We start from the raw sequence: 24,633 nt of genomic DNA, 5'->3' as shown, positions 1-24,633 counted from the left end.
TTTATTCCCCCATTTTCTCGGCTTCTATGAGCCAGACGAAGTGATTGTATTGTGTGAATGTCACGTTAAATCCGCGTGACGTAAAAATCTGTTCCATCACTGGAATCAGTGGATAAAATTCGCGTTCTAAATCTTCTGCAAGGTTGTCAAACCCTTGAGTTTTTGCTTCTGCAATCGTTTCTAGACGTGCTGCCTCAGAAACGAACATCGTATCGGCATAGACGATCTTTCCGTCTGCCGGTAAAATCGCTGCCATCAAATCGACGGCCTGTCCTTTTTCTTCATCCGTCAAATGATGAAACGCATAAGTCGAGACAAAACTTTTTGCATCTGCTGCTTCAAACGATAAGAAATGACCATCTTGAACAGCCAGCGCCGGAATTTTATTGATTAAGATGTCGCGCATTTCCGGACTTGGTTCAATTGCCAGTACCTGCTCATGACGCGCAAGCAAACGTTGCGTCAAGTTGCCTGTTCCTGCGCCAAATTCGGCAACGGGTGACATCGCTTTTTCAGCGACCGTCTCTAATATTTCGTCATAACGGCGAAAGACTTCTTTGTACTCCGGATCTTGCCCCGTTACTGTGTCGTCGTAAGATGACGCCCACTCTGTAAATACATCCATGAAACGTACTGTCATGCCTTTTCGTCCTCCGCATCCCGCTTTTAATTCCGACTAATCGGATATGAATTAAAGTATTTTTCCTTAATCGCATTGTAGCAGGGACAATTCTGATTAGCAAGGCGACAGCTTCAAAATCTTTCGGAAACAAAAAAAAGGCGTTGCCGGAGAACCGACAACACGAATAATGTGGTTAGAAATGCAACGAAGGAAAACCCAGCTCTGATGCGAACTTCTTCGTTCGTCACATCAGAGGACGGCGCCCTTTCGAACTATAAAAGCAAGATGTCACAGTAGTCAGATCGACCATTCGAATCCACCATCTCTTTTTTGAACCGCTTCGTCTTTGGGGGACGACTTAAGGGGAAACAGAAAAAAAGATTTAGGATGTCATTGAATGGTTCTAAATACGAGAAACATCAGGTTCTATACCTCTGCCAGACTTCCTATAAAAGCATTTCTAGAAGTTGATATGAATATACCATTCATAAATTGTCATTGTCAATGAATTATTGTAAATATTCCGACAATTTAACATAAAGAAAAATCATCCTATGATTTTTCTTGTTATTCTGCACAAAACGCAAAGACATTTTGGACGTTTTGGAACGCATATAACCGCTCTACGACTTGATGATCCTTTACTTTGAGTAATGCCGGCACACTCATGACTTGCGCCTGCTCTAGAAATTCAGGAATGAAATTTCCATTCGCTTTTTGGATCCATTCCTCGTCTTTCGTCGCTTCGACGATGTCGAGCATCCGACTGGCGATGGCACATGTGCCGCACATCGGTGCATAGACATACAACAACCCGTTTGCTGGTACTTCTGTTACTTCCTTCATCTTGACCCCTCCTGTTATCCAGTGCTTCTGAAGCCAGTATACAAAAAAAAGGACAGCGATGAAACAAAATCGTTTCACCCCTGTCCGTCTTACCTTAAGTATTACTCGTTAATCATTGATTTGTATGCCGCAGCATCCATCAATGCTTCAACTTGCGACTCATCTTCTAGCTCGATATCAACCATCCATGCACCTTCAAATGGTGATTCGTTAACGAGTTCTGGGGAATCGGAGAGTGATTCATTGATTGCAACGACTTTCCCTGAAATCGGTGCGTACAACTCTGAAACCGTCTTGACCGATTCAACCGAACCGAATGGCTCGTTGATTGAGATCGTATCTCCGACTTCTGGAAGCTCAACGAACACGATATCACCGAGTTCGTGCTGTGCGAAATCCGTGATTCCGATTCGTGCTTTGTTGCCTGTTACTTCGACCCATTCATGCTCTTCCGAATACCGTAGATTGTCTTTGACTTGACTCATTTGCGATTCCCCCTGTGTTCTATAGTGGACTAACGGTTTTAGTATACCAAATTCAATCGGCTTCTTAATACCATTTTCCTTGATACATCTCTTCTTTAAATCCAAGTGTGACATCTGTCCCGTCCGTGACGATTGGACGTTTCAGTAACATGCCGTCACTTGCGAGCAAAGCATACTGCTCTTCTTCCGACAAGTCGGGTAAACGATCTTTCAGACCAGCCGCACGATAGGATTGACCACTCGTGTTAAAGAATTTTTTCAGCGGTTCGCCACTTTTTTGATGGAGTTCGCGAATCGTCGCGGCACTTGGTGTCTCGTCGACGATGTGTTTGTAATCGACTTCGACGCCGTTGTTTTCAAGCGCCTTCTTCGCTTTGACACATGTACTGCACTTTGGATAGCCATACATCGTTACCATGTTTCATCACCTCACCTTTAAGACTAGCAGATGGATCAGTGTTCCTTCAAGCGCGCGAGTGCCGCATCAATTTGATCTTGATGATGGTGATCGTGGGCGATGAACGACGCGACGAACTCACGGGGACAAAAGCGCCCTTCATACGTCTGTTCATACTGCGCGTCCGTCAACCGTCCGAGTTGCGTCACGAGTTCGCTTCGAACCGCGATTGCTTTTTTCAGTAACGTCAATGCGTCGACATGATGCGCATACTCGACCGCTAACCGGTTGAATTCATCAAAGTCCGTCTCAACTAACGTCAGTCGATCGTCAGGGAGCTTCGCGACGGCATGATCGAGGTAATACCGGTCCCACAGGAACAAATGGCCGACACACTCCTGTACCGTCCATTTATCGATCGCGAGCGGCGACTGCCACTCTTCATCCGATAAACGCTCGAGCGATTTGTAGTAGTCGACTGCAAACTGAAGTTCTTTTACATCTTCACGCATCGCTATTCCCTCCTCAAAAAAATTCGCCTTTACAGAGATTTTCCCTGCAAAGGCGAACTCGTAAACCTGACTTAGACGAGATATTTGTTAGCTTCAATCAAACGTTTCGCAATCGCACGTTTCGTGCCGATTGAGTTGATTGGTTGGTAACGGCTGAATTTCTTCAGTGCCGACAGTAACATCCGTAACTCGTCTCCACTTGCTGCTGCGTAGAGTGTTTCTTTCGCGTCACGTTCAACACCTTCGAATGCCTGTTGGGCGAAGACTTCCGTATAACGGATTTTGAGTTCGCTCTTCTCGGCGCCTTTTGAAGCGATCGCTTTTTCTGTCCGGACGATGGCTGACTCGAGCGCATAGATTGCACTCATGATATCGGCCGTGTTCGCGAGAATTTCCTGTTCGCCTTGTAACTTATCTTGATATTTCTGAACAGCCGTTCCAGCCGTCAATAAGAAGATCTTTTTCATCATCGCGAGCAAGTGACGTTCCCGGTCGAGCGGTTCTGTTCCGACTTCTGTCGGCATGAAGCTCATGACTTCCTGTTGGAGGCGCTGCGCTTCCGCTAAGAGTGGTAACTCGCCTTTCATCGCTTTCTTCAAGAGCGTACCTGGTACAAGCAAACGGTTGATTTCGTTTGTTCCTTCGAAGATCCGGTTGATCCGTGAATCACGGTACATGTTTTCGACTTCATATTCCGCCATGAAACCATATCCGCCGTGGATTTGAACCGCCTCATCGATGACATAATCAAATGTCTCGGACGCAAAGACTTTGTTCATCGAACATTCAATCGCGTACTCGGCAATCGAATCAGCGACGCGTTTGCCATCTTTACTTTCTTCTTCCGACAGCTGATCGAGACTATCTTGGAAGAGACCGCCTGTCCGGTAAACTGAGCTTTCCATCGCATACGTTTGAGCTGACATCGTCGCCAGTTTCTCTTGAATCAATGGGAATGAGCTGATCGGTGTTTTGAATTGTTTCCGTTCGTTCGCATACTGAACGGCGAGATCAATCGCGCGTTTTGATGAACCGACGGCACCGACAGCGAGTTTGTAACGCCCGACGTTCAAGATGTTAAAGGCGATGACGTGCCCGCGACCGATTTCACCGAGGACGTTTTCGACCGGTACTTCCGCATCTTCTAAAATCAATGTCCGTGTCGATGACCCTTTGATGCCCATTTTTTGCTCTTCCAGACCTGTCGAGACGCCCGGGTACTCACCCTCGACGAGGAATGCCGTGAATTTATCGCCATCGATTTTCGCATAGACGACGAACAGACTGGCGAAACCGGCATTCGTGATCCATTGTTTTTCACCGTTCAAGATATAGTGTGTCCCGGCTTCGTTCAAGACAGCTGTCGTCTTCGCACCGAGTGCATCTGACCCCGAGCCCGGTTCTGTCAATGCGTATGACGCAATCCATTCACCTGACGAGAGTTTCGGCAAGTACTTTTGTTTTTGCTCTTCGTTTCCGAAGAAGACGATTGGGAGTGAACCGATTCCGACGTGTGCGCCGTAGCTGAGGGCGAATGAACGACCACGTGCGAATTTTTCTGTGATGATCGAAGACGAGATTTTATCCATTTGGTAGCCGCCGTATTCTTCCGGAACGTCTGCCCCGAGAAGACCGAGCTCGCCTGCTTCACGCAAGAGACCGACTGAAAGTTCGAACTCATGTTTTTCGATCCGGTCAAGTACTGGAACGACACGATCTTCGACGAATTTCGCCGTCATGTCACCAACCATTTTATGTTCTTCTGAAAAATCCTCCGGTGTAAAGAGACGCTCTGCTTTTAATTCATCCAGTACAAAACTTCCACCTTTAATCAATTCGTTCGTCGTTTGGCTCATTGTCCTGTTCCTCCTTCAACTAATTCGAATACACCGGCAGCACCCATGCCGCCGCCAATACACATCGAGACGACACCATATTTCGCGTTGCGGCGTTTCATTTCATGTAAGAGTGATAATGTCAGTTTTGTTCCCGTACAGCCAAGTGGATGACCGAGTGCGATCGCTCCCCCGTTGACGTTGACGATGTCTTCGTTGAGACCGAGCTCACGGATGACACCAAGGGACTGTGAGGCGAACGCTTCATTCAATTCAATCAAGCCGACCTCTTCGAGTGTGATTCCTGCGAGTTCGAGGGCCTTCGGAATCGCGACGACGGGTCCGATTCCCATGACTTCCGGACGGACACCGCCGACGGCAAACGACTTGAACTTCCCGAGAATCGGCAGTCCTTGACGCTCTGCTTCCTCACGCTCCATCACGAGTACGGCTGCTGCCCCGTCTGATGTTTGTGACGAGTTCCCGGCCGTGACACTGCCACCAAGCCGGAAGACCGGGCGGAGTTTTGCCAAGCCTTCTTTTGAAGAGTCTGCCCGGACGCCTTCGTCATGCTGAACGACCCAGGATTTTTCTTCGACCTTCATGTCATCGTTGACGACGTATTCCGTCACCGTGACGGGGACGATTTCATCCGTGAACTTACCGGCTGCGATCGCGGCTGCTGCTTTTTGATGACTGCGTAAGGCAAAGGCATCTTGATCTTCACGTGAGACGTTATACGTCGCTGCGACTTGCTCTGCCGTATGCCCCATGCTCATATAATATTCAGGTTCCGATTCGACGATTGATGGGTTCGGACGAACGACGTGTCCCGGCATCGGGATTTGACTCATCGACTCGAGACCACCGGCGATGACGGCCGTCGCTTGACCGGTCATGATCTTCATCGACGCATCAGCGATCGATTGCAGACCAGACGAGCAGTACCGGTTGATCGTGATGGCCGGTACTTCGTGTGACAAGCCGCCAAGAACGGACGCGTAACGGGCGATGTTCATCCCTTGCTCCGCTTCCGGAAGAGCACAACCGAGAATGACATCATCGATTGTTCCCTCATATTTTGAACGCTTCAACGTTTCCTTAATCGCGATTCCTGCGAGTTCATCAGAACGCATCGCTTTAAATGACCCTTTTTTTGCTTTACCGACTGGTGTCCGCGCACCAGCGACGATTACTGCTTCTTTCATTCGAATCCCCCCAGTCAGTTACGAAGCGGCTTGCCTTTGACAAGCATATGTTGCATCCGTTGTTGTGTTTTCATCTCACCGATCAAGCTCAAGAACGCTTCCCGTTCAAGGTCGAGCATGTATTGCTCATCGACGTGTGTGCCGAAGGCAACGTTTCCGCCCGCGATGACATGCGCTAACTTGTTCGCGATCTTCAAGTCATGCTCCGAGACATAACCGCCATAGAACATTTCCCGTGTTGCCAGCTCAAGCGTCGCTTTCCCTGTCCGTCCGACGACTGGAATCAAGGATTTAGCAGGTGGCGTATAGCCTGTCCGGTCGAGCTCGAGGACAAGTTGTTTCGCATCATACGTCAAGTGATCCCGGTTCATCGAAATCTGGTCGACAGAGCGGACATAGCCGAGTTCGCGTGCTTCGAACGCTGATTTCGAGACTTTCGCCATCGCGACGTTTTCAAATGTCTTTTGTGCTGCTTTTTCGAGATTGACTAAACCGTCCGGCGTGTTTTCAAGTAAACGACGGTACGTGTTGACGTTTCCGCCACCACCTGGAATCAAGCCGACACCGACTTCGACGAGCCCCATGTAAGTTTCGAGTCCTGCTTGCAAGCGGGCTGCCGGCAGTGAAATCTCCGTTCCGCCACCGAGCGTCATCCCTTGTGGTGCTGCGACGACCGGGCGTGACGCGTAACGAATCTTTTGAATCGATTGCTGGAATTTATTGATGATCCAGTCCAGCTCGAACCAGTTTTCATCTTCTGCTTCCATCAGCATCATCGCGAGGTTCGCACCGACACAGAAGTTTTTGCCGTCGTTTGCGATGACGAGTCCGCGGTGATTTTTTTCGACTAAGTCAATCGATTGTTCAATCATCTGCATGATGTCGACGCCGATTGCATTACTTTTCGACGTAAACTCAAGCACGGCCACGTCATCTCCGACATCGAGTAAACGGGCTCCGTTGTTCTCAAGCAAGACGCCGCTTGACTTGCGGACGTCACGTAAACGGATTTCTTTCGGGTTCTGTTCGCTGCCGACATACGTTTTGCTCGTCGCATCATAATGCTGACCATTTTCGTTGTAGAAACTTGTGTTGCCTGACGCAAGCATCTCGTCGACCCATGCCGGAACGTCGTAACCATCCTGCTTCATTTTTGCGACGGTCTTTTCAACACCGAGTGCGTCCCATGTCTCGAACGGTCCCATCTTCCAACCGAAGCCCCATTTCATCGCTTCATCGATTGCTTTGATGTCATCCGCGATTTCATGTGTCAGTTGTGCCGAGTAGAGCAGTGTCTTCGCATGGATCGGCCAGAGGAGTGCACCGACACGGTCGTTCGCAAAAACAACGGCTTTCAATTTATTTTTGGCACCGGGAAGAGCTTTCGCCTGACCGATCGACGGTTCAGTAAGCGCTTTCTTTTCGACGTATTCAAATGAGTTCACATCAAGTTCAAGGATTTGTTTCCCGACTTTCTTATAGAAACCTTGTCCTGATTTAGCACCGAGCGATCCTTCTGCGACGAGTCGTTTCATTTCTGCAGGAACTTCAAACGTATCTTTTTCAGGACCTTCCGGTAACAGGTCATAGACGTTGTTCGCTACATGGACGAACGTATCGATTCCGACGACGTCAAGCGTCCGGAATGTCGCTGAGCTCGGACGACCGAGTAATGGTCCCGTCACGGAGTCGACTTCTCCGATCGTATAACCGCCTTTTTTCATCTCTTCCATCGTCACGAGCAGACCATATGTCCCGATCCGGTTGCCGATGAAGTTCGGTGTGTCCTTCGCGATGACGACACCTTTTCCAAGACGCTCTTCCGCGAACTGTTTCATGAAGCGGACGACTTCCGGATTCGTGTCCGTCGTCGGAATCAATTCGAGTAGCTTGAGGTAACGTGGTGGGTTAAAGAAGTGTGTGCCAAGGAAACGTGAATTAAATGATGCCGAGCGTCCTTCACGCATCGCTTCGATCGAAATCCCTGACGTATTCGAGCTGACGATCGCATCTTCACGGAGGAACGGTTCAATCGTCGCGAACAGTTGTTGTTTGACATCCAAACGTTCAACGACGACTTCGACGATCCAGTCCGCTTCCTTCAAGCGTTCGAGGTCGTCTTCGAGATTACCGACTTCGATTAAGTCGATCAACGACTTTGAAGCGAGCGGTGCTGGATTTTGTTTCAGCAACTTTTGACGGTTTTCCCGTGCGATCCGGTTTCGGACGGTCGAGTCCGATAACGTAAGTCCTTGTTTTTCTTCCTGTGCCGTAAGTTCTTTTGGTACGATATCAAGCATCAATGTCCGAATTCCCGCATTCGCGAGGTGTGCCGCGATGCCTGCACCCATGACCCCTGAACCGATGATGACGGCGAATTGAATATGTTTCGTCAATTTAAGTGTGGTCGGCTGACCGATCTGACTCGCCATGATATACCCCCTGATTCGTAATTGAATGAACAACCATTCATTATTCTGACAAAAAAAGAAGCCCATCAATCTTTCCCCTGCTCCTTCTACCTCTCCATCATAAATGAATAATGGTTCAGTAGCAATAAAAAAACACGTTTTGGTCAAATTTTCCTGTTAGACTAAAAGAAACAAGGGGGAGATGTCATGAAACAGACGGAACAGCTGTGGGATCAGAAGGCAACGGACTGGGCGGAACGCTCGGAAATGATGTGGACACAAGGGAGTCGTAAAACGATCATCCCTTTCCTAAAGTCGGTCATCACCGCTGGCAAGATGCTTGATTTAGGATGTGGCGACGGGGCAGCCTGTCGACTGCTGGCGGATTCTTTTGACATGACGGGACTTGATTTATCGGAGGAAATGATTCGGATTGCCCGTGACAAATCACCGACCCTCGACTTCGTCGTCGGCACCGGTGAAGCGTTACCGTTTGTAGATGATGCGTTTGACGCCGTCCTCGCCGTCAACTCACTCGAGTGGTCGACGCGTCCGCTCGCAGTCCTTCAGGAAATCGAGCGGGTTGCACCAATTGTCGTCATCAGTCTGCTCGGACCGACAGCAACACCACGGGCTTTAGCCTATCGTCGGCTGTACGGGGAAGATGCACCGATGGGCAATACGATGATGCCGTGGGAACTGACGCAACTGGCAGAAGAACGCGGCTGGACATTGCTTGACGAAGCGGTCATTCAAAAAGAAGGGGCTGTGTTGACCGGTCACCGGCTACTTGATCAAGCACATGCTTTCTCGTGTTTGTTTGCGTTTCGGACACGAAATTAAAGAAAATCGGGTCTCTATAACAGACGTATGTCCACCCGCTTTTCTCGGGCGGGACGCAAGCTAGCTGCCATCTATCCGATGATCGGGTCTTGCCTGTCCCTGACGGAAGCTACGCTTCCTTTTCCCGTAGAAGTCGAGTGGACACGTCTGTTTATTTTTACTGATACCGTTGATGGATTTGAAACAGCAAGTGTTCGATCTGTTCAGGGAGCGTAGATGTCTTGTCTTGCCATTTCACCCGAAAGTACAGTGTCCGTAGTAATTGTTTTGTATTCCGGAGAACATTGAATTGAGCATCACCCCACGTCACCGGTAAATCAAGCCATCCTTCGATCGGTCTCTCAAGCATTGTCAGCAACACGTCATCTTCAACACCTCGTTCTCTCGCTGCCAACCAAGCCGTGATGACACGTTCCTGTTCTTCATCGACGAAAACATAATCCGGCGTCATCAAAATCTCGATGAATCGGGCTATTGCCGCTTGCTCATTTCTGATCTGACACCGGGGATGCTTGAACCAAGCATCATAGACGTCGGCAATATGTGCCACACTATGTGCCCATCCATAAGTCGGGACAAATCCTCGGAAATCATCCTCCATGTTGAGATATCTGAGCAACTGACTCGAGATGTCATCGTAAACACTTTCAGCTAATACATGGACTGTTGCATCCTTCTCTAAAAGCACGGCAAGAATAAGCGCTGAAAAAGAACGTCTGAAAACCGCCGTTTCATCTGTCTGCGCTAGATGATAAAACAATCCATCCTGACTAAAAACAAACGACGCGATCCGTTCAGCCGACGATCCGGTGAACTTTTCCGACATGATCCATTCGGCTAATCGCGAATAGATCAGTTCATCCCGAAGGACCGGATCGAGACTTCCGATGTGATGGAGCATCTGTTCGAGTAGTACTTCCGAGATTTCAAGGTCTACTTGTTGCAAGTGGTCTTTCAGTTGGTCTTCTGTTAGATACATGAAGGATTCCCCCTATTTTTTACGATTATACACAACAAAAGGGATGAAGCCATGACAGCTCCATCCCTATTTTTCGATTACCCTTTGACCATTCCTTTAAGGACGAACGCGACGTTTGCCGGACGTTCTGCTAAACGGCGCATGAAGTAACCGTACCAGTCACGGCCATACGGGACGTAGACACGGACTTTATAACCGAGCTTCACGAGCTCAAGCTGACGTTCGACGCGGATGCCGTACAGCATCTGGAATTCGAACTTATCATTTCCGATTCCATTTTCCTTCGCGTAGCGAATGATTTGTTCAATCATCGCGTCGTCATGCGTCGCGACCGCAGCATAATTTCCGAGTGACAATTGAAGTTTTACGAGTTTGATGTAGTTGTGGTCGACATCTTCTTTTTCCGGGAAGGCGACCGTCGCCGGCTCCTTGTATGCGCCTTTGACGATGCGGAGGTTCGTTTCAAACCGTCCGACCCGTTTGATGTCGTCTTCTGAACGATAGAGGTAAGACTGAATGACGGTACCAATGTTATCAAACGACTGACGCAACTCTTCAAACAATTGAATCGTTTTTTCACAACGTGGTTCATCTTCCATGTCGATGGTGACGAATACGCCGAGCTCTTTCGCCCGTGTCAAAATCCGTTCCATGTTCGATCGAATTAATTGATCTGAAATATCAAGGCCAAGTGACGTTAACTTTAGTGAAAGTTGCGAGTCTAATTTCTCTTCCGCAATCATTTCGACGGCGCGGATACACTCTTGCGTCATCATCTCCGCTTCGGCTCCAGTCGAGATGAACTCACCGAGGTGATCCATCGTCACACATAATCCTTTTGCATTCAAATCTTGAATCGCCCGTTTCGATGCTTCGAGTGAATCCCCCGCCACGAAGCGACCAGCCCCAAACTTCAGACCATATCGTTTCGCTAATCCATTCAATGTCTTATTCTGCGATAAGAAGATAAAACCATCCCGTAGTACTCGTTCCATCACTCATTATTCCCCCTAAATAAATGCTAGGCTGTTTTACCGTATCGGTTCACATCACTGCACTCATATTATGACATAAAGCGCTTACATATGCTCTCTCTTTTGTTTTTTTCGTAAAGATCGTTGTGCAAAAAAACCAACTGCAAAAAACAATACGTATAAAAAGACAGCTAAGAAAAATTGCCACGAAAATGGATCGCGCAGACTCGCCCCGATGTTGTTGTAAACGAACGCCCCAGGAATGATACCGAGATAACTTGCAAGTGCAAACTGCTTAAATTTAATTTTTGATAGACCGGACGCATAACTGATTGCATCAAATGGAAACAATGGAATCAAGCGGACGAGCAACACGACTGTAAAACCGTTCGAAGCAATCCGGTCGTCGAATACCGTCAGCTTACCGGTCCCAATGATTTTCTCGACAGCGCGCCGTCCGAGCAGGCGGGCAATCCAAAAACTGAGTAAACTGCCTGTTCCCGCGCCGATGACGTCAAGTAACGTGCCGAGCCACGGACCATAGGTATAACCGCCGAACATCGTCAGTAAGCTCGCCGGGAAAAAGACGAGTGGACGGATTGTATAAGCGAGGACATAGAGCAGCATACCGGGAAAGCCTTGCGCGAGAATCCAGTTCGACAACGCCTCTAAATCAAATTGCTCCATCATCCCCGACAAGCGGAAATAAAGGAGCAATCCGAGTCCGAACAATAAATAAAGTGAAAAGGGAAGCCAGTCCCGCAAGCGAAGTTTCTTCATGACATCGGTGCCGGTGCCACGTAATAGAAAATCGAGAGGAAAATCAAGACACTTCCTGCGAGAACAAACAGATGCCAAATCGCATGATTGTACGGCAAACGAGCCCAAACGTAAAAGATGACGCCGAGTGAGTACGCGAGTCCACCGCCGAGTAGTAACAAGAACCCTTGTAAACCAAGTGCTTCATAGATCGGTTTAATGGCGAAGAGACAACACCAGCCGAGCACTAAATAAGAAACGTTCGAAATCCAGACGTGTTTCCCCGTCGAATAGAGTTTCCAAATCATCCCGAGCGTCCCGACGCCCCAGACGATGCCGAGCAACGTCCAACCGAGTGGTCCGCGTAACGTAATCAACGCGAACGGTGTGTAACTCCCTGCAATCAAGAGATAGATGCCTGCGTGATCGAGAATTTGCAGGACTTTGTTCGCCTTCGTATGCATCAGCGAATGCATCAATGTCGAGAACAGATAAAGTAAAATCATCGTCGCGCCAAAGATGCTGACCGCCGTGATGTTCCATGCACTACCGGATTTCGTCGCCTGTAACACGAGCAACACGAGTGCCACGATACTGAAGATGACACCAAGACCGTGCGTAATCGCACTGGCGATTTCTTCTTTCAAGGAATCCCCTTTGGCGAGTAACTCCTCGAGCGTTTCTTTGGACTGTTCCTTAATCGTTTTCGTGATTTCTTTTTTTGTAATCAAACGAACACCTACTTTCTAAACAAGACGGACTATGCCCTTGATTATACGCCTGAACAGCAAGACTGCCTATTAAAACATTCTGTCAATTTGATGACGTCCTGGGCACTGTAACCTATTCCCGATTTTTCATCAAAAAAATCCACTTCCCGTAAAGGAATGTGGATTTCGGATTTACCACCGTTCGATATCCGGACGATCTTTGAACGTCGATTTCGTACCGTGCCGTTCGTTCAGCACGGCTTCGACTTCTTTATACGAGACACCGCGGTCAGCAAGCAAGACCGTCAAATGGTACAACAGGTCTGCCGTTTCTTCCGCGAGTGTATCGTCGCCTGCGAGGACGACCTCGAATGCTTCTTCCCCGAACTTCTTCGCGATTTTCTCGCGTCCAGACTGGACGAGATAGTTCGTGTACGAAGAGTCCTCATTCGCTGCGATTTTATCTTTTACTGTCTGTTCCAATTCATGTAGCATGGGGCACCTCCACTTCTGTATAGAAACATGTCCGGTTGCCGGTGTGGCACGTCGGACCATTCGCTTTGACCGTGATCAACAGACTGTCCTGATCACAGTCGATCCACATGCGACGGAGCTCAAGCGTATGTCCACTTGTCTCCCCCTTCGTCCAGAGCCGGTTCTTCGTCCGTGAGAAGAACGTGACGAGTCCAGTCGCAAGCGTTTTGTCGTAAGCGGCCTGATCCATGAACCCGACCATCAAGACATCGTTCGTCGTTTCGTCTAAAATCACCGCCGCAACGAGTCCTTTTGAAAAATTCAGTTCGATCATCGGACGTCGACTCCTCTCGCCTTCAAGTAGTCCTTCGTCTCCGGCATCGAATACGTCGCTTCGTGGAAAATCGAAGCGGCAAGTGCAGCGTCGGCACCTGCTTCGAGACCCTCGGCTAAATGCTCAAGTGTCCCGACACCGCCGGACGCAATGATCGGTACGTTGACGACGTCGCGTAACCGTTGAATCAGTTCCAGGTCATAGCCGTCCTTCGTCCCGTCCGCGTCCATCGATGTGACGAGTAACTCACCAGCGCCGAGCGCAACAACTTCCTGCGCCCACTCGATGACGTCCCGACCGACAGCTTGTGTCCCGCCGTGTGAGAAGACCCCCCACGAGTCGCCCGTCCGTTTGGCGTCGATCGCGACGACCGTCGCCTGGACACCAAACAACTGACTGACGTCATGGACAAGTTGCGGATTCTGCAGAGCGGACGAATTGAGAGAGACTTTATCGGCACCAGCTCGTATCAGGCGTTTCGCGTCCTCGAGTGTCTTGATCCCGCCGCCGACCGTAAACGGCATGTAGATGACTTCAGCGACCCGCTCGACGATATCGAGCATCGTCTCCCGTCCTTCTTGTGTCGCCGAGATATCAAGCAAGACGAGTTCGTCCGCCCCTTGTTCATAGTAGTACTTCGCGACGGCGACGGGATCGCCGAGGTCACGTAAGTTTTGGAACTTGACACCTTTGACGACACGCCCTTCCTTGACGTCGAGGCAGGGAATGATTCGCTTCATCAACATATGGTCAGCACCTCTTTCAACGAGAGCGACCCGTCGAGTAAGGCACGGCCGATGACGGCGCCGTCCATCCCGATTTCTTTCAAGCGGGCGACATCTTCGACCGTCGTCACGCCACCGGAGGCAATCAGTTCAACGCCGTCCCGTTTCAAGCGATCGAGTCCGTCGACATCCGGTCCCTGCATCATCCCGTCGCGCGAGATGTCGGTATATAAAAACGTCTTGATGCCTTTTTGAATCAAGTGTTCGATCGCCCGTTCGAGCGTCCAATCACTTGCTTCGAGCCAGCCGCGTGTCTGGACGATACCGTTTTTCGCATCCAGGGCAACCGCTAATTTGTCGCCGGCTTTCTCAATCATCTGTTCGAGCAAGGCTTCGTCCTCGAGGGCGACCGTCCCGATCAAGATTCGGTCAATCCCGGCACCGACGTAGGCTTCGACCGTCTCGATGTTGCGGACACCGCCGCCTGCTTCCACGAACAACCCCGTCTCTTTTTTTATGTCGGCGATCAGGCTCAAGTGCAACGGTTCGCCCGCTTTCGCGCCATCTAAGTCAATCAGGTGAATTGCTGTCGCACCGTCGTCCTTAAACCGTTTTGCGATGGTCAGCGCATCCCCGAAAAACGTTTGTTGTTGAAAATCACCTTGCTTGAGGCGGACGGCTTGTCCGCTCATTAAATCGATTGCTGGGTAGAGTTGCATGTCGTCTCTCTCCATTCCTTAAGTAATTTCAGTCCGACTTCGCCACTCTTCTCCGGGTGGAACTGCATCCCCGTCACTAAGTCCTTTTGGACGATTGCCGGGACGAGTCGACCGTATTCGACGGAATCGATAATCCAGTCCGGTTCGCAGACGGCACCGTACGAGTGGACGAAATAGACAGCTTCGCCGTGATTCGTCAGTTCGTGCCAGCCCATATGGGGTAAACGGACCGTTTCCGGTAACTTCTCGATCGTTCCCGGTAAGATGCCCAGTCCCTGCGTCCGACCGTTTTCGTCACTCGATTCAAACAATAACTGCATCCCGAGACAAATCCCGAGGAACGGTTTTTTCGTCGCTTGGTCCTGCAAGAAGTCAATCAAGCCGGTCTCTTTTAACCGGGCCATCGCCGGGGCATAGGCACCGACGCCGGGCAAGACGAGTGCTTCCGCCTGTTCGAGCAGTTCGATGTCACTCGTGACGATGACCGCTTCCCCGAGTTCTTTTAACGCCCGTTCGATGTTCGCGATATTCCCGACGCCATAATCTACGATTGCGATCATTGATCAATCAGTCCTTTCGTCGAGGGCACGCCTTCACTCGTCACGGCGATCGCTTGGCGAACTGCCCGTCCGAGTGCTTTGAACAAACCTTCAATCATGTGGTGCGTGTTCGAGCCGTAGAGGACCTCGGCATGAATCGTCATCCGTGCACTCCGCGACAGACCTTGGAAAAACTCTTCCGCGAGTTCCGTATCGAAATCCCCGAGCTTCGGATTTTTGAATTCAGCACGGAAGACCGTATAGGGACGTCCACTGAAGTCGAGAACGACGGAGGCGAGTGTCTCATCCATCGGTACACGCGATTCGCCGTAGCGTTCAATCCCGGCCTTGTCACCGAGTGCTTCCGTCAAGGCAGCCCCGAGGACGATCGCTGTATCTTCGACCGTATGGTGGGCATCGATCCAAAGATCGCCTTTTGCTTCGATGACGAGTCCGATCCGCGCTTGAAAAGCGAATAACGTCAACATGTGATCAAAGAAGCCGACGCCTGTTTTGATCTCGACCGGGCCTCCCGCGAGGTCGACCGCAACCTTGATTTCTGATTCTGAACTTACTCGTTCGCTTGTCCCACGACGCATTGCATTTCCTCCTCTACACATCTTTCTAATACGTTCATTGCTTCAACCGAACCACAACTGATCCGGAACGCTCCGTCAAACAGGCGGATCCGCAGTCCGGCTTTGGCGCACCGTTCAGTAAAACGTTCCGCTTCATCATATTCGACATAAACGAAATTCGCGGCACTCGGATAGGTTGTTCCGAGCGGCTCGACGAGACGGGCAATCGTGTCCCGGCTCGCATACGTTTCCGCTAAGACAAGATCAAGCTCCGGTTCGGCCATGATGGCGATCCCGACGGCTGCCGAAAGGCCGGATACATTATACGGCGACTTGATTTGTTCGACTTCCGCAACAATCGCTTCACTGGCGATCAGGAAGCCAAGGCGCAGGGACGCAAGTCCGAACGCTTTTGATAAGGTCCGGAGGATGATGGCGTTCGGATACTCCTCGAGTAAGCCGACCATCGACTGCTCGAGGGCGAAGTCGATATACGCTTCATCGATGACAACGTATTTGCCGCTGTCGAGTAACCGGCGCACGTCGGCTTCTTTTCGTAAAATCCCCGACGGATTGTGCGGGTGACTGATGAAGATGATGTTCCCCGGTGCCGCAATCAAGGCATCGACGTCGAGTGCCATCCCGTCGAGGAGCGGGACTTTGCTGAAGTCGGCCCGCGCGCGGTCGGCATAAAACTGATACATGACGAAGTCCGGTTGTGACGCGATGACCGGTGACTCTGGACCAGCGTAGCGGGCACAAAGGTAACCGATCAGTTCATCGGAGCCATTCCCGGCCACGAGTTGTGTCGGGCGGACACCGGCATAGGTGCTGTAAGACGTTTTGACTTGGTCGATGATTTCGACCGGATATTCGTTTAACGGAAACGTCTCGACGAGTTGTTTAATCGTCTCGATTCCGACTGTACTATGAGCAGTAAAGCGTTCATTTTGGTGGAGTCGCATCAGTTTTCCCTCACTTCTATCGCTTGTGCGTGTGCTTCGAGTCCTTCGACCCGGGCAACGGTCTTCGCGGCATTGGCAAGACGCTGGACACCTTCTCGTGTCGCTTCGAGCATCGTCTGGTGACGCAGGAACGTTCGGGCAGATAAGCCGGACGCGAAGCGTGCCGTCCCTGACGTCGGTAAGACGTGGTTCGTTCCGGCGACGTAATCACCGAGCGTCTCCGGCGTTTCGTGACCGAGGAAAATCATCCCGGCATGACGAATCGATTTGACGACGTCCTGCGGATTGGCGACGGCGAGTTCCAAGTGTTCTGCTGCTAGGCGGTTCGCTTCCTCGATCGCTTGCTCGAGCGAGGCGACGAAGACCCCGCCGTTTTCCATCGCCCGGCGTGCAATTTCCTGACGCGGTAACTGTTGCAGGCGTGTTTCGATGTTGGCATCGACGTCTGCTTTCATCGCTTCCGTCGGGACGAAGGCGATCGCGACCGCGTCCCGGTCGTGTTCTGCCTGGGCAAGTAAATCAGCGGCAATCCGGTCCGGGTGCGCCGTCTCATCCGCGATGACGACGACTTCTGATGGTCCGGCAACGGAATCAATCCCGACGATCCCGTAGACTTGCCGTTTCGCTTCCGCGACAAACCGGTTCCCCGGCCCGACAATCAAGTCGACGGCACCAATCGTTTCCGTTCCGAATGTCAATGCGGCGACGGCTTGCGCACCACCGATCGTATAGATTTCCGTCACACCGGCGATTTGAGCCGCGACCAAGACTTCATCCGTCAGTCCTGTCACGGGTGTCACCATGACGATTCGTTCGACACCGGCAACTTTTGCTGGAATCGCATTCATCAGGACGGTCGACGGATAACTTGCCGCGCCACCCGGGACATAGATTCCGACTGAATCGACAGGCAGGAACCGTTGCCGCCGTGTAACATCCGCTTCGACGAGTTCGATGTCGGACGGTAACTCTTGTTCGTGCCACTCGACGAGGCGTGTCGCCATCAATTTGAGCGAGTCGATTAAATTAGTGTCCGCTTGCTCGAATGCTTGTTGAATCCGTGTTTCGTCTAATCGCAAATCCGTCAGCTCGATGTTGTCGAACTGTGCTGTATAGCGGCGGACTGCTGCGTCGCCATCGTTTGCGACCGTTTCAAGGATCGCCCGGACGGCTTGTTCCGTCTCACGGTCGACGCTGAAGTTTTTTGTCGTTGCCATTACCGTGTCACTCCTTCTGTCAGCTGTTCCAGTAATTGAATCACTTCGACCCGCTTGCGTTTCAGTGTCCATTCACTCGTAAAGAACCGGGCACTGATGTCGATGATTTTTTCATATTCGTTCAGTCCGTTCGCCCGTAACGTCTCGCCCGTCTCGACGATATCGACGATTGCATCGGCGAGTCCGAGGAGCGGTGCCAATTCGACCGATCCGTTCAGCGGGACGATATCGACGTCGACGCCGAGTTCACTGAAGTAGCGTTTTGCGATGACCGGATACTTCGTTGCGATCCGGACCCGGCGTCCGCCTTCGAACTGGAGCGGCTCTTTCGCACAGACCGACATCCGGCAGACGCCGAACGGTAACTCCGTCAGTTCCGATAACTCTTGATCCGACTCAAGTAAGATGTCACTGCCTGTAATCGCGACGTCAAGGACGCCCTGGGCAACGTACGGTATTAAGTCCGACCCTTTCATGAAGACGAATTCATGCTCGCCCCGTTTGACGATCAATTCACGTTCAATCGCGCCCCATGTCTCGACGCCCGCTTCTTTTAAGTAACGCTCGGTCGCTTTCGACAGGCGTCCCTTCGTGATTCCGATTCGCATTTACAGCACCTCCGCAAGCCGTTCGACCGAAAATCCGATGCCGAACGCCTGTTGTTGTTGACCAAACTGTTCATATAACCGGTCGTAACGACCGCCGACTAAGACCGGCTCCGTCACACCATCGATGAAGCCGTGAATCGTCACGCCGTCATAATAGGTCTGTAAGCCCATCTGTCCGAAGTCGAGATCGGCATTGACGGCGTCCGCTAAATCAAGGACGGCGTTCAACCGTGTTTCATCGACGAACGGTAAGATTTTTTCTGCGCCTTCACGTCCGAATAACAATGGCAGTTTTGCCAGCAATTCATCATCGAGTTCGCGGGCGATTTGTTTCAGTTCAATCACGTTCCGCAACCGTAGCATTTGCGTCACTTGGTCACGCAAGTGGTGATCACCGACCCGTGTCTCAATCAAATGTTCAATCAGTCCGGCGTCGCCAATCGATAACGTGACTGCTTTGCCCGTCAATTCTTCAATCAAGCGGACGGCCAGCTGAATCGCTTCGACGGCTGCGATTTCGCCCCGTTCCTCGAACCCGACTTGGAACTTCTCTTCCGGCTGAAAGACCGAACCGCTGTAAAAGACACGCTTATATTGTTCACGGCCACGCTCACTGAGGGCGCGGGCGACACTTGTCGTAAAGTCCATCCGAATTTGTTCCCGTCCACCGATTTCTTCAATTAAAGGTGTGATTAATCGGGTATAGTTAGATTGTTCGAGTCCATCCTCAAGCTGACGGATGACCCGTTGCAGACGTTCTGCTGACGGTCCGACATAGTCTGTCGCCCCGTCCTTGAGTCGAATCGTAGAAAATGATTGCATGTCGCCACTCCTTTATCTTATTATCACTGTACCACGCTAAATTATTTAACGATAAGATACCTTTTTTGTGGTCCGATTGTCAATCCTTTTGCCTGTTTTACTACTAAAAAAAACATATCGGAGGTTTTGTCATGCACTTAATGAAATGGGACGGTCACGTCCACAGCCCGTATTGTCCGCATGGAACGAAGGATCCGCTCGAAGCCTATATCGAACGCGCCCTGTTACAAGGGCTCGAACGAATCAGCTTCACCGAGCACGCCCCGTTGCCGGAAGGACTCACCGACCCGGCACCCGATAACGACTCCGGGATGTCGTTTGCGACGGCAGAACGCTACATCGAGGAACTGAAGACGTTACGCGAGAATTATAAAAACGATATCGAGATCCGGATCGGGATGGAGTTTGATTACTGGGAGCATGACGTCAACGGGACGCGTGACATCATCGCCCGCTACGGTCCCGAGCTGACGGACGGCATCCTATCGCTGCATTACCTCTGGATCGAGGACCGTTATTACGGAGTCGACTTCAGTAAAGAAAGTTTTGGTGAGATCGTCACGACACTCGGCAGCGTCACAGCCGCCCACGAGCGCTACTACGAAGGCATCCAGGCACTCGTCATGACAGACTTAGGGAAACACCAACCGAAGCGCCTCGGTCACCTGACGTTGCCGACGAAGTTCATCCAAGCCTATCCGCTCGAGTCAAACCCGGTGAACCTTGACGATACGTTACGGAAAATCCGTCAGGCGGACTTCACGCTCGACGTCAACACAGCAGGACTCCGTAAGCCGTTATGTGGTCTTTCCTATCCTTACCCGGAACTCCTGCAAGTCACGCAGTCTTTATCGATTCCTCTCGTTTACGGATCGGATGCCCACCTCGCGAAAGATGTCGGGGCTGATTTTGATTTTAAATGGTAACAAAAAACCCGGATGCCGCCTGGCGTCCGGGTTTTAGCATTACATCGGGTAAGGGAAACTGTCTGAGCTGACAGGCGCAATCGTCACCGCTAACTGTTGCAGTTGCGAAAGCGACAGATTGCCCGATAAGAGGACGAGTTGATTGTCGTCCGCATAATACAGGTTAGCCCTTTGGTTGTTCTCCTGCATATAAGCCGTTCGGCCGTCAGCAAGTGTGATTGTCTTCCAGTCAGACGCAGCAACGTCCTGCTTCGGGAGGACCGTGATCACTACAGCATCAGTTTTCGTATGAAAGAGCCACGTCATCCTGGAATCTTGATTAGAGATTGTACTACTCTCAATCGCTTGAAATGTCGAGAACGGCAGTTTCAGACCGTTCGCCGCACTGGTAGCTTTTATCGGTTTGATGTCTTCAAACAGGATGTCTATTAAAATCCAAGTCTCTGCTTGTCGTTGATACGTCAGGACGGCAAGGCGATTTGCCCCTTTCGGATAATGGAGTGTCGCCGTGGCATGGTCCCCGACGACGGCACTGCTCCATAAATCGCTCGCTGTCGGATGCGCCAACGTCCCGTCATTGAATTGAAATTTCAGGTGGCGGCGAACACCCTCTTCAAAAGTAGTCGCATCTTGCGGAAATGCCTCAACCTTAATCCTCTTCACGATGGCATCTGATGTCGTTCCCCCATCCGCCGTGGTATCATCGATCCATTTCATTTCTTGATGACTCGAGGGGAGAAATTGTTCCGGTTCCGCACAACCGGTCAAGATAGTCGCAAGAAGCAGTGTGCTGATCAAATCAAATCGTTTAAATCGCATGTGTCTCTCCTTCGCAAGATTTGTCATGGGTTTAGTATCGCACAGTTCACAACAACGTTTGGCATTTAATTTACAAAAATAAGGGAATTCGGGTTTTCTTACACTAAAAAATTGCTCAGAAATTCTGACCAATCAATCATGTATGTAATGAATGGATCAGTCCTACTAAAAAAAAGATTAGCCGTTTCTTCACTTTAAGAAGAGGACTAATCTTTTTCACATATCCATTTCACTCTAGGTTAGCATGTTTGCCGTACATCGTTTTTGAATCAAGTTGTTTCGCCGCCATGATATGAAGGATCAAGGCATCATAAAATAGCAACATCGTTTGTTCAAACAATGAGCCCATCGGCTGAACCGTTTCGTCCGCCGTGGCTGTCCGCTCTTTCGGCACGCCGGGCAGCTTGACGGTAAGATCCGCTAACTTTGCCAGTGTCGACGTCGGCTCAATCGTGACGACCGCGACGGTTCCACCGATTTGTTTCGCTTTCTCGACGATCGGGACGAGTGTTTTTGTCTCACCGGATCCTGATCCGATGATCAACAAATCTCCTTCACGCAAGTTCGCTGTGACCGTCTCACCGACGACGTACGCATCGAAGTTCATGTGCATCAAGCGCATGACAAATGCTTTGCCCATCAAGCCGGAGCGACCGGCTCCAGCGAGAAAGATCCGGTCTGCCTTTAGAACGGCTTCCGCGAGTTGCGTCGTCTCGGCTTGATCGATCGCTTCGACCGTTGACGTCAGCTCTTGTAAAATCGTTTGAATATGTGTCATTTACGCCTCTTGCAGCATCCGTCGCATCGTTGACGCTGTTCCTTGTTTGTCATCTTGTCCGGTAATCCCGCCACCGACGATGATCAGGTCAGGACGCGCTGCGATGACTTCCGGTAATGTCTCCATCTTGATGCCGCCAGCAACTGCTGTTTTGGCGTTTTTAACAACGGACTTGATTGTTGCGAGATCCTCGAACGAGTTTTGACCGACGGCTTGAAGATCGTAACCGGTGTGGACACAGATGTAGTCAACACCGAGTTCATCAAGTTCTTTCGCACGTGTCGCGATATCTTTAACAGCGATCATATCAACCAAAATCTTCTTGCCTGATTTTTTCGCTTCTTCAACGGCACCTTGGATCGACATATCTTCGGCTGCTCCAAGAATCGTCACGATATCGGCACCGTGTGCGACAGCTTGGCTGACTTCATAGCCGGCAGCATCCATGATTTTTAAGTCGGCGAGAACCGTTAAGTTCGGGAATGCCGCTTTCATTTCTTTAACGGCACGAAGCCCTTCGTTGATGACGACCGGTGTCCCGATCTCAACGATATCTAAGTTTTCTTCACCAATTTCTTTGACTAAAGCGATGGCACCTGCTGTATCTACTAAATCGATTGCTAATTGTAATTTCATAATTGATCTCTCCCATTCTTCTCTCTATTTATGGATCCTGGCACTTCCTTCTGACGTTCGTGAAGGAACATGACTAAATATAATCCTCATAGACGAACTTGGGAAGTACGCACTTTTAATTTACATAGTGCGGTTTTTCATACATAGTGCGGAAAAGTATACTGTCGATGACAAGAGGGCTATACTGAAAAAGGAGGTGGATTGATGCCACATTTTGAAGACCGGCAGTTTAATTGTGAAAAGGAATTGACCCTATCAATCATCGGAGGGAAATGGAAGATGCTGATTCTTTGGCACCTCGGGAAAGAAGGCACCAAACGGTTCGGAGAGCTAAAAAGTCTGATGCCCGGCATTACGCAACGGATGCTCGTCAATCAATTACGGGAACTGGAAGATCACCATATCATTCACCGGGAAGTGTATCCGGTCGTTCCGCCGAAGGTCGAATATTCATTGACGCCACACGGCTTCAGCCTGATGCCGATTCTGGATGCAATGTACGACTGGGGCAAGGATTATGCCAAAAATGTCCTCGAAGTCGAGTTTGAACAACAAAAATTATCACAATAAAAAAGATGCTCGTCTGTCCCGTCTCAATCTGAGAGGAGGCAGCCGAGCATCTTTTTTAGGTTTCTTCTGTTGTAAAAATCTTTGACATCGCCAGTTCGTCGACGTACTCCCCGTCAATGAACAGCGAGGCAATCCGCGTTCCTTCGATGTTGAAGCCAAACTTATGATAGAGCTCGATCGCCCGCAGGTTATCTTTGCGAACCGTCAGTTCGAGCCGGATAAGTCCCGCTTCAACGGCAAACGTATCGACTGCTTCGAGTAATCCAGCACCAAGGCCCTGACCGGTATAGGCATCGAGCAAGCCGATCACGAGGTTCGCCCGGTGACGGATCCGACTTGGTTTGCCACCGACGACCAACACATAACCGACGAGTTGGTCATCGACATCAACGACGAAGATATCTGAGTTCGCTGCCTGACCAAACCGTTCAATGAACGCTTCGGCCTGTTCCGTTGACATGCTGCGTTCTTCCGGTTCATACAGCATATATTTCGTTTCCCGATCAATCCGTCGCATCAAATCCGATAAGGCCTTTCCGTCCATCAAGGTGGCACGTCGTATCATAGATGTCAGCTCCTTTTCCATAAAACATAATATGAAAAAATTAGTTCTTTTAGTGTACTTGATTAAAACATAACACGTAACCCTTTTTGAAATCTTGGATTGCACTGCACTACATTTCTAATCAACAAAGATGTCGTTTAAGTAGTATACGCGTAATCCGGCACATTCCCCTTTTTATGAACAGGGCGACTCTTTGATTTGATGAAGAATTAAGTCCACGATGTGTTGTTGACTCATATCGGTGGTGAGCATCATTTCACCGTTTATCCCTAGCTGATCATGCGGAATCCACCAGGTATTTAAACGTTCTTCCCCAAACTCTTTTGCAGAAGAACGTAATTTATGTCGCTCGACCGTTTCTGTAAAAGGTAAATCAAAGTAATAGACATAGACGTGATGATCAAAGTAGTCAACGAGATCAAGTAGTAATTCTTTATAAACTTGTTTTTTCAATATCCCCTCTAAAATAACCACTTTGCATGTACCTTTACCAAACTCCGTAATTCTTTTGATTAGCTCGATTGACATATTCCCTTGCAAGTCTGGTACCATCAACATCTCGCGGCGCACAATATCCTGTGAAACCAGCAGTGTTTCTTCTCCTAAACTTTTTTGAAGCATTTTTGCAATTGTTGTTTTCCCGCTTCCAGAATTACCACGTAAAATAATCAATTTCGTTTCGATTTTAATCAGACCTTTCAAAATTAAATTCCGAAATGAATCATATGCTTTTCTTCTTCTATCGCTCTTATGATAATCAAAACCAGTTCTTGAAGA

28 protein-coding genes and 1 pseudogene are annotated in these 24,633 nt (G+C 49.9%); 3 read left to right on the top strand and 26 right to left on the bottom strand.

Annotated features, from left to right (window positions below):
• Position 1 precedes the first annotated feature (1 nt).
• From KNP99_RS05595 to KNP99_RS05560, 8 genes are all read right to left on the bottom strand, one after another.
• Positions 2-640 carry a class I SAM-dependent methyltransferase gene (locus tag KNP99_RS05595; RefSeq protein WP_214845237.1) on the bottom strand — a complete coding sequence of 213 codons (639 nt, stop codon included), beginning with the start codon at positions 638-640 and terminating at the stop codon, positions 2-4.
• A gap of 549 nt (positions 641-1,189) precedes the next feature.
• The gene (locus KNP99_RS05590) at positions 1,190-1,468 is read right to left on the bottom strand and encodes a thioredoxin family protein (protein ID WP_029331290.1); all 279 of its coding nucleotides are present in this window, start codon (positions 1,466-1,468) and stop codon (positions 1,190-1,192) included.
• 101 nt (positions 1,469-1,569) lie between these two features.
• Entirely contained in the window at positions 1,570-1,953 is a 384-nt protein-coding gene (gcvH, locus tag KNP99_RS05585; protein WP_029331292.1) for a glycine cleavage system protein GcvH, read from the bottom strand.
• A gap of 64 nt (positions 1,954-2,017) precedes the next feature.
• The gene (locus KNP99_RS05580) at positions 2,018-2,371 is read right to left on the bottom strand and encodes an arsenate reductase family protein (RefSeq protein ID WP_088837707.1); all 354 of its coding nucleotides are present in this window, start codon (positions 2,369-2,371) and stop codon (positions 2,018-2,020) included.
• Positions 2,372-2,406: 35 nt separating this feature from the next.
• Positions 2,407-2,862, bottom strand: coding sequence for a DinB family protein (locus tag KNP99_RS05575; protein ID WP_214804317.1), 456 nt, complete (start codon positions 2,860-2,862; stop codon positions 2,407-2,409).
• Positions 2,863-2,933: 71 nt separating this feature from the next.
• Positions 2,934-4,718 (bottom strand): acyl-CoA dehydrogenase family protein, encoded by a 1,785-nt coding sequence (locus KNP99_RS05570; protein WP_088837709.1) that lies wholly within the window; start codon positions 4,716-4,718, stop codon positions 2,934-2,936.
• Positions 4,715-5,905: an acetyl-CoA C-acetyltransferase gene (locus KNP99_RS05565; RefSeq protein WP_215115554.1), complete on the bottom strand. Its 1,191-nt coding sequence runs from the start codon at positions 5,903-5,905 to the stop codon at positions 4,715-4,717. Before KNP99_RS05565 ends, KNP99_RS05570 begins: the two co-directional genes overlap by 4 nt.
• Positions 5,906-5,919: 14 nt before the next feature.
• On the bottom strand, positions 5,920-8,337 hold the full coding sequence (locus KNP99_RS05560; RefSeq protein ID WP_215193095.1) for a 3-hydroxyacyl-CoA dehydrogenase/enoyl-CoA hydratase family protein: 2,418 nt from the start codon (positions 8,335-8,337) through the stop codon (positions 5,920-5,922).
• A 186-nt stretch (positions 8,338-8,523) separates the two neighbouring features.
• On the opposite strand from KNP99_RS05560, the gene KNP99_RS05555 reads away from it, so the two are divergent.
• On the top strand, positions 8,524-9,159 hold the full coding sequence (locus KNP99_RS05555) for a class I SAM-dependent methyltransferase (protein ID WP_215193094.1): 636 nt from the start codon (positions 8,524-8,526) through the stop codon (positions 9,157-9,159).
• A 157-nt stretch (positions 9,160-9,316) separates the two neighbouring features.
• Here KNP99_RS05555 and KNP99_RS05550 read toward each other — a convergent pair whose 3' ends face one another.
• The 13 genes and pseudogenes from KNP99_RS05550 to KNP99_RS05490 form a co-directional block, all read right to left on the bottom strand.
• Positions 9,317-10,138, bottom strand: coding sequence for a DUF2785 domain-containing protein (locus KNP99_RS05550; RefSeq protein ID WP_215193093.1), 822 nt, complete (start codon positions 10,136-10,138; stop codon positions 9,317-9,319).
• A 77-nt stretch (positions 10,139-10,215) separates the two neighbouring features.
• Positions 10,216-11,133 carry a proline dehydrogenase family protein gene (locus tag KNP99_RS05545; protein WP_029331301.1) on the bottom strand — a complete coding sequence of 306 codons (918 nt, stop codon included), beginning with the start codon at positions 11,131-11,133 and terminating at the stop codon, positions 10,216-10,218.
• 84 nt (positions 11,134-11,217) lie between these two features.
• Positions 11,218-11,892: a TVP38/TMEM64 family protein gene (locus tag KNP99_RS05540; protein ID WP_088837713.1), complete on the bottom strand. Its 675-nt coding sequence runs from the start codon at positions 11,890-11,892 to the stop codon at positions 11,218-11,220.
• Entirely contained in the window at positions 11,889-12,572 is a 684-nt protein-coding gene (gene trhA / locus KNP99_RS05535; RefSeq protein ID WP_214892826.1) for a PAQR family membrane homeostasis protein TrhA, read from the bottom strand. Before trhA ends, KNP99_RS05540 begins: the two co-directional genes overlap by 4 nt.
• A gap of 201 nt (positions 12,573-12,773) precedes the next feature.
• A pseudogene (gene hisIE / locus KNP99_RS15555) lies at positions 12,774-13,389 on the bottom strand (bifunctional phosphoribosyl-AMP cyclohydrolase/phosphoribosyl-ATP diphosphatase HisIE).
• Entirely contained in the window at positions 13,386-14,135 is a 750-nt protein-coding gene (hisF, locus tag KNP99_RS05525) for an imidazole glycerol phosphate synthase subunit HisF (protein ID WP_029331307.1), read from the bottom strand. Before hisF ends, hisIE begins: the two are co-directional and overlap by 4 nt.
• Entirely contained in the window at positions 14,129-14,833 is a 705-nt protein-coding gene (hisA, locus tag KNP99_RS05520; protein WP_215193092.1) for a 1-(5-phosphoribosyl)-5-[(5-phosphoribosylamino)methylideneamino]imidazole-4-carboxamide isomerase, read from the bottom strand. The genes hisF and hisA overlap by 7 nt, the downstream gene beginning before the upstream one ends.
• Positions 14,806-15,393 carry an imidazole glycerol phosphate synthase subunit HisH gene (hisH, locus tag KNP99_RS05515; RefSeq protein ID WP_215193091.1) on the bottom strand — a complete coding sequence of 196 codons (588 nt, stop codon included), beginning with the start codon at positions 15,391-15,393 and terminating at the stop codon, positions 14,806-14,808. Before hisH ends, hisA begins: the two co-directional genes overlap by 28 nt.
• Complete coding sequence (gene hisB / locus KNP99_RS05510) at positions 15,390-15,971, bottom strand: imidazoleglycerol-phosphate dehydratase HisB (RefSeq protein WP_088837717.1); 582 nt, start codon at positions 15,969-15,971, stop codon at positions 15,390-15,392. Before hisB ends, hisH begins: the two co-directional genes overlap by 4 nt.
• Positions 15,944-16,915 (bottom strand): pyridoxal phosphate-dependent aminotransferase, encoded by a 972-nt coding sequence (locus tag KNP99_RS05505; protein WP_215193090.1) that lies wholly within the window; start codon positions 16,913-16,915, stop codon positions 15,944-15,946. Before KNP99_RS05505 ends, hisB begins: the two co-directional genes overlap by 28 nt.
• Complete coding sequence (gene hisD, locus KNP99_RS05500) at positions 16,915-18,132, bottom strand: histidinol dehydrogenase (RefSeq protein WP_214766880.1); 1,218 nt, start codon at positions 18,130-18,132, stop codon at positions 16,915-16,917. The genes KNP99_RS05505 and hisD overlap by 1 nt, the downstream gene beginning before the upstream one ends.
• Positions 18,132-18,740 (bottom strand): ATP phosphoribosyltransferase, encoded by a 609-nt coding sequence (hisG, locus tag KNP99_RS05495; protein WP_029331313.1) that lies wholly within the window; start codon positions 18,738-18,740, stop codon positions 18,132-18,134. Before hisG ends, hisD begins: the two co-directional genes overlap by 1 nt.
• Positions 18,741-19,562 (bottom strand): ATP phosphoribosyltransferase regulatory subunit, encoded by an 822-nt coding sequence (locus KNP99_RS05490; protein WP_214768821.1) that lies wholly within the window; start codon positions 19,560-19,562, stop codon positions 18,741-18,743.
• Positions 19,563-19,693: 131 nt separating this feature from the next.
• On the opposite strand from KNP99_RS05490, the gene hisJ reads away from it, so the two are divergent.
• A complete protein-coding gene (hisJ, locus tag KNP99_RS05485) occupies positions 19,694-20,488 on the top strand; it encodes a histidinol-phosphatase HisJ (protein ID WP_215193089.1) in 795 nt (264 codons plus the stop codon).
• 39 nt (positions 20,489-20,527) lie between these two features.
• Here the strand turns inward: hisJ and KNP99_RS05480 are convergent, their stop codons facing one another.
• The 3 genes from KNP99_RS05480 to hxlA all read right to left on the bottom strand — a co-directional run bounded on the left by KNP99_RS05480 (position 20,528) and on the right by hxlA (position 22,721).
• Positions 20,528-21,307 carry a hypothetical protein gene (locus KNP99_RS05480; protein WP_215193088.1) on the bottom strand — a complete coding sequence of 260 codons (780 nt, stop codon included), beginning with the start codon at positions 21,305-21,307 and terminating at the stop codon, positions 20,528-20,530.
• A 229-nt stretch (positions 21,308-21,536) separates the two neighbouring features.
• On the bottom strand, positions 21,537-22,085 hold the full coding sequence (hxlB, locus tag KNP99_RS05475) for a 6-phospho-3-hexuloisomerase (RefSeq protein ID WP_028105789.1): 549 nt from the start codon (positions 22,083-22,085) through the stop codon (positions 21,537-21,539).
• Positions 22,086-22,721: a 3-hexulose-6-phosphate synthase gene (gene hxlA, locus KNP99_RS05470; protein WP_026827605.1), complete on the bottom strand. Its 636-nt coding sequence runs from the start codon at positions 22,719-22,721 to the stop codon at positions 22,086-22,088.
• A 204-nt stretch (positions 22,722-22,925) separates the two neighbouring features.
• On the opposite strand from hxlA, the gene KNP99_RS05465 reads away from it, so the two are divergent.
• On the top strand, positions 22,926-23,291 hold the full coding sequence (locus KNP99_RS05465; protein ID WP_215115564.1) for a winged helix-turn-helix transcriptional regulator: 366 nt from the start codon (positions 22,926-22,928) through the stop codon (positions 23,289-23,291).
• 55 nt (positions 23,292-23,346) lie between these two features.
• On the opposite strand, the gene KNP99_RS05460 is transcribed toward KNP99_RS05465, so the two are convergent.
• Together KNP99_RS05460 and KNP99_RS05455 are read right to left on the bottom strand one after the other, a co-directional pair.
• Positions 23,347-23,856 carry a GNAT family N-acetyltransferase gene (locus KNP99_RS05460; RefSeq protein WP_215193087.1) on the bottom strand — a complete coding sequence of 170 codons (510 nt, stop codon included), beginning with the start codon at positions 23,854-23,856 and terminating at the stop codon, positions 23,347-23,349.
• A 174-nt stretch (positions 23,857-24,030) separates the two neighbouring features.
• Positions 24,031-24,549: an AAA family ATPase gene (locus KNP99_RS05455; RefSeq protein WP_251133065.1), complete on the bottom strand. Its 519-nt coding sequence runs from the start codon at positions 24,547-24,549 to the stop codon at positions 24,031-24,033.
• Between the last annotated feature and the right edge of the window lie 84 nt (positions 24,550-24,633).

The organism is Exiguobacterium sp. s95 (assembly GCF_018618655.1).
GTDB classification, from domain to species: Bacteria; Bacillota; Bacilli; order Exiguobacteriales; family Exiguobacteriaceae; genus Exiguobacterium_A; species Exiguobacterium_A oxidotolerans.
This window is presented reverse-complemented; position numbering and strand designations above follow the sequence as displayed.

What these genes read in the sequence shown, in the direction of transcription:
- KNP99_RS05565 (WP_215115554.1), bottom strand. Translation starts at nt 5,905, where the DNA reads ATGAAAGAAGCAGTAATCGTCGCTGGTGCGCGGACACCAGTCGGTAAA.
- hisH (WP_215193091.1), bottom strand. Translation starts at nt 15,393, where the DNA reads ATGATCGCAATCGTAGATTATGGCGTCGGGAATATCGCGAACATCGAA.
- KNP99_RS05555 (WP_215193094.1), top strand. Translation starts at nt 8,524, where the DNA reads ATGAAACAGACGGAACAGCTGTGGGATCAGAAGGCAACGGACTGGGCG.
- hxlA (WP_026827605.1), bottom strand. Translation starts at nt 22,721, where the DNA reads ATGAAATTACAATTAGCAATCGATTTAGTAGATACAGCAGGTGCCATC.
- KNP99_RS05580 (WP_088837707.1), bottom strand. Translation starts at nt 2,371, where the DNA reads ATGGTAACGATGTATGGCTATCCAAAGTGCAGTACATGTGTCAAAGCG.
- KNP99_RS05490 (WP_214768821.1), bottom strand. Translation starts at nt 19,562, where the DNA reads ATGCAATCATTTTCTACGATTCGACTCAAGGACGGGGCGACAGACTAT.
- KNP99_RS05560 (WP_215193095.1), bottom strand. Translation starts at nt 8,337, where the DNA reads ATGGCGAGTCAGATCGGTCAGCCGACCACACTTAAATTGACGAAACAT.
- hisA (WP_215193092.1), bottom strand. Translation starts at nt 14,833, where the DNA reads ATGCAACTCTACCCAGCAATCGATTTAATGAGCGGACAAGCCGTCCGC.
- KNP99_RS05590 (WP_029331290.1), bottom strand. Translation starts at nt 1,468, where the DNA reads ATGAAGGAAGTAACAGAAGTACCAGCAAACGGGTTGTTGTATGTCTAT.
- KNP99_RS05460 (WP_215193087.1), bottom strand. Translation starts at nt 23,856, where the DNA reads ATGATACGACGTGCCACCTTGATGGACGGAAAGGCCTTATCGGATTTG.
- hxlB (WP_028105789.1), bottom strand. Translation starts at nt 22,085, where the DNA reads ATGACACATATTCAAACGATTTTACAAGAGCTGACGTCAACGGTCGAA.
- KNP99_RS05465 (WP_215115564.1), top strand. Translation starts at nt 22,926, where the DNA reads ATGCCACATTTTGAAGACCGGCAGTTTAATTGTGAAAAGGAATTGACC.
- KNP99_RS05540 (WP_088837713.1), bottom strand. Translation starts at nt 11,892, where the DNA reads ATGAAGAAACTTCGCTTGCGGGACTGGCTTCCCTTTTCACTTTATTTA.
- hisB (WP_088837717.1), bottom strand. Translation starts at nt 15,971, where the DNA reads ATGCGTCGTGGGACAAGCGAACGAGTAAGTTCAGAATCAGAAATCAAG.
- hisF (WP_029331307.1), bottom strand. Translation starts at nt 14,135, where the DNA reads ATGTTGATGAAGCGAATCATTCCCTGCCTCGACGTCAAGGAAGGGCGT.
- KNP99_RS05480 (WP_215193088.1), bottom strand. Translation starts at nt 21,307, where the DNA reads ATGCGATTTAAACGATTTGATTTGATCAGCACACTGCTTCTTGCGACT.
- KNP99_RS05570 (WP_088837709.1), bottom strand. Translation starts at nt 4,718, where the DNA reads ATGAGCCAAACGACGAACGAATTGATTAAAGGTGGAAGTTTTGTACTG.
- hisJ (WP_215193089.1), top strand. Translation starts at nt 19,694, where the DNA reads ATGCACTTAATGAAATGGGACGGTCACGTCCACAGCCCGTATTGTCCG.
- gcvH (WP_029331292.1), bottom strand. Translation starts at nt 1,953, where the DNA reads ATGAGTCAAGTCAAAGACAATCTACGGTATTCGGAAGAGCATGAATGG.
- KNP99_RS05575 (WP_214804317.1), bottom strand. Translation starts at nt 2,862, where the DNA reads ATGCGTGAAGATGTAAAAGAACTTCAGTTTGCAGTCGACTACTACAAA.
- hisG (WP_029331313.1), bottom strand. Translation starts at nt 18,740, where the DNA reads ATGCGAATCGGAATCACGAAGGGACGCCTGTCGAAAGCGACCGAGCGT.
- KNP99_RS05505 (WP_215193090.1), bottom strand. Translation starts at nt 16,915, where the DNA reads ATGCGACTCCACCAAAATGAACGCTTTACTGCTCATAGTACAGTCGGA.
- KNP99_RS05595 (WP_214845237.1), bottom strand. Translation starts at nt 640, where the DNA reads ATGACAGTACGTTTCATGGATGTATTTACAGAGTGGGCGTCATCTTAC.
- hisD (WP_214766880.1), bottom strand. Translation starts at nt 18,132, where the DNA reads ATGGCAACGACAAAAAACTTCAGCGTCGACCGTGAGACGGAACAAGCC.
- KNP99_RS05550 (WP_215193093.1), bottom strand. Translation starts at nt 10,138, where the DNA reads ATGTATCTAACAGAAGACCAACTGAAAGACCACTTGCAACAAGTAGAC.
- KNP99_RS05545 (WP_029331301.1), bottom strand. Translation starts at nt 11,133, where the DNA reads ATGGAACGAGTACTACGGGATGGTTTTATCTTCTTATCGCAGAATAAG.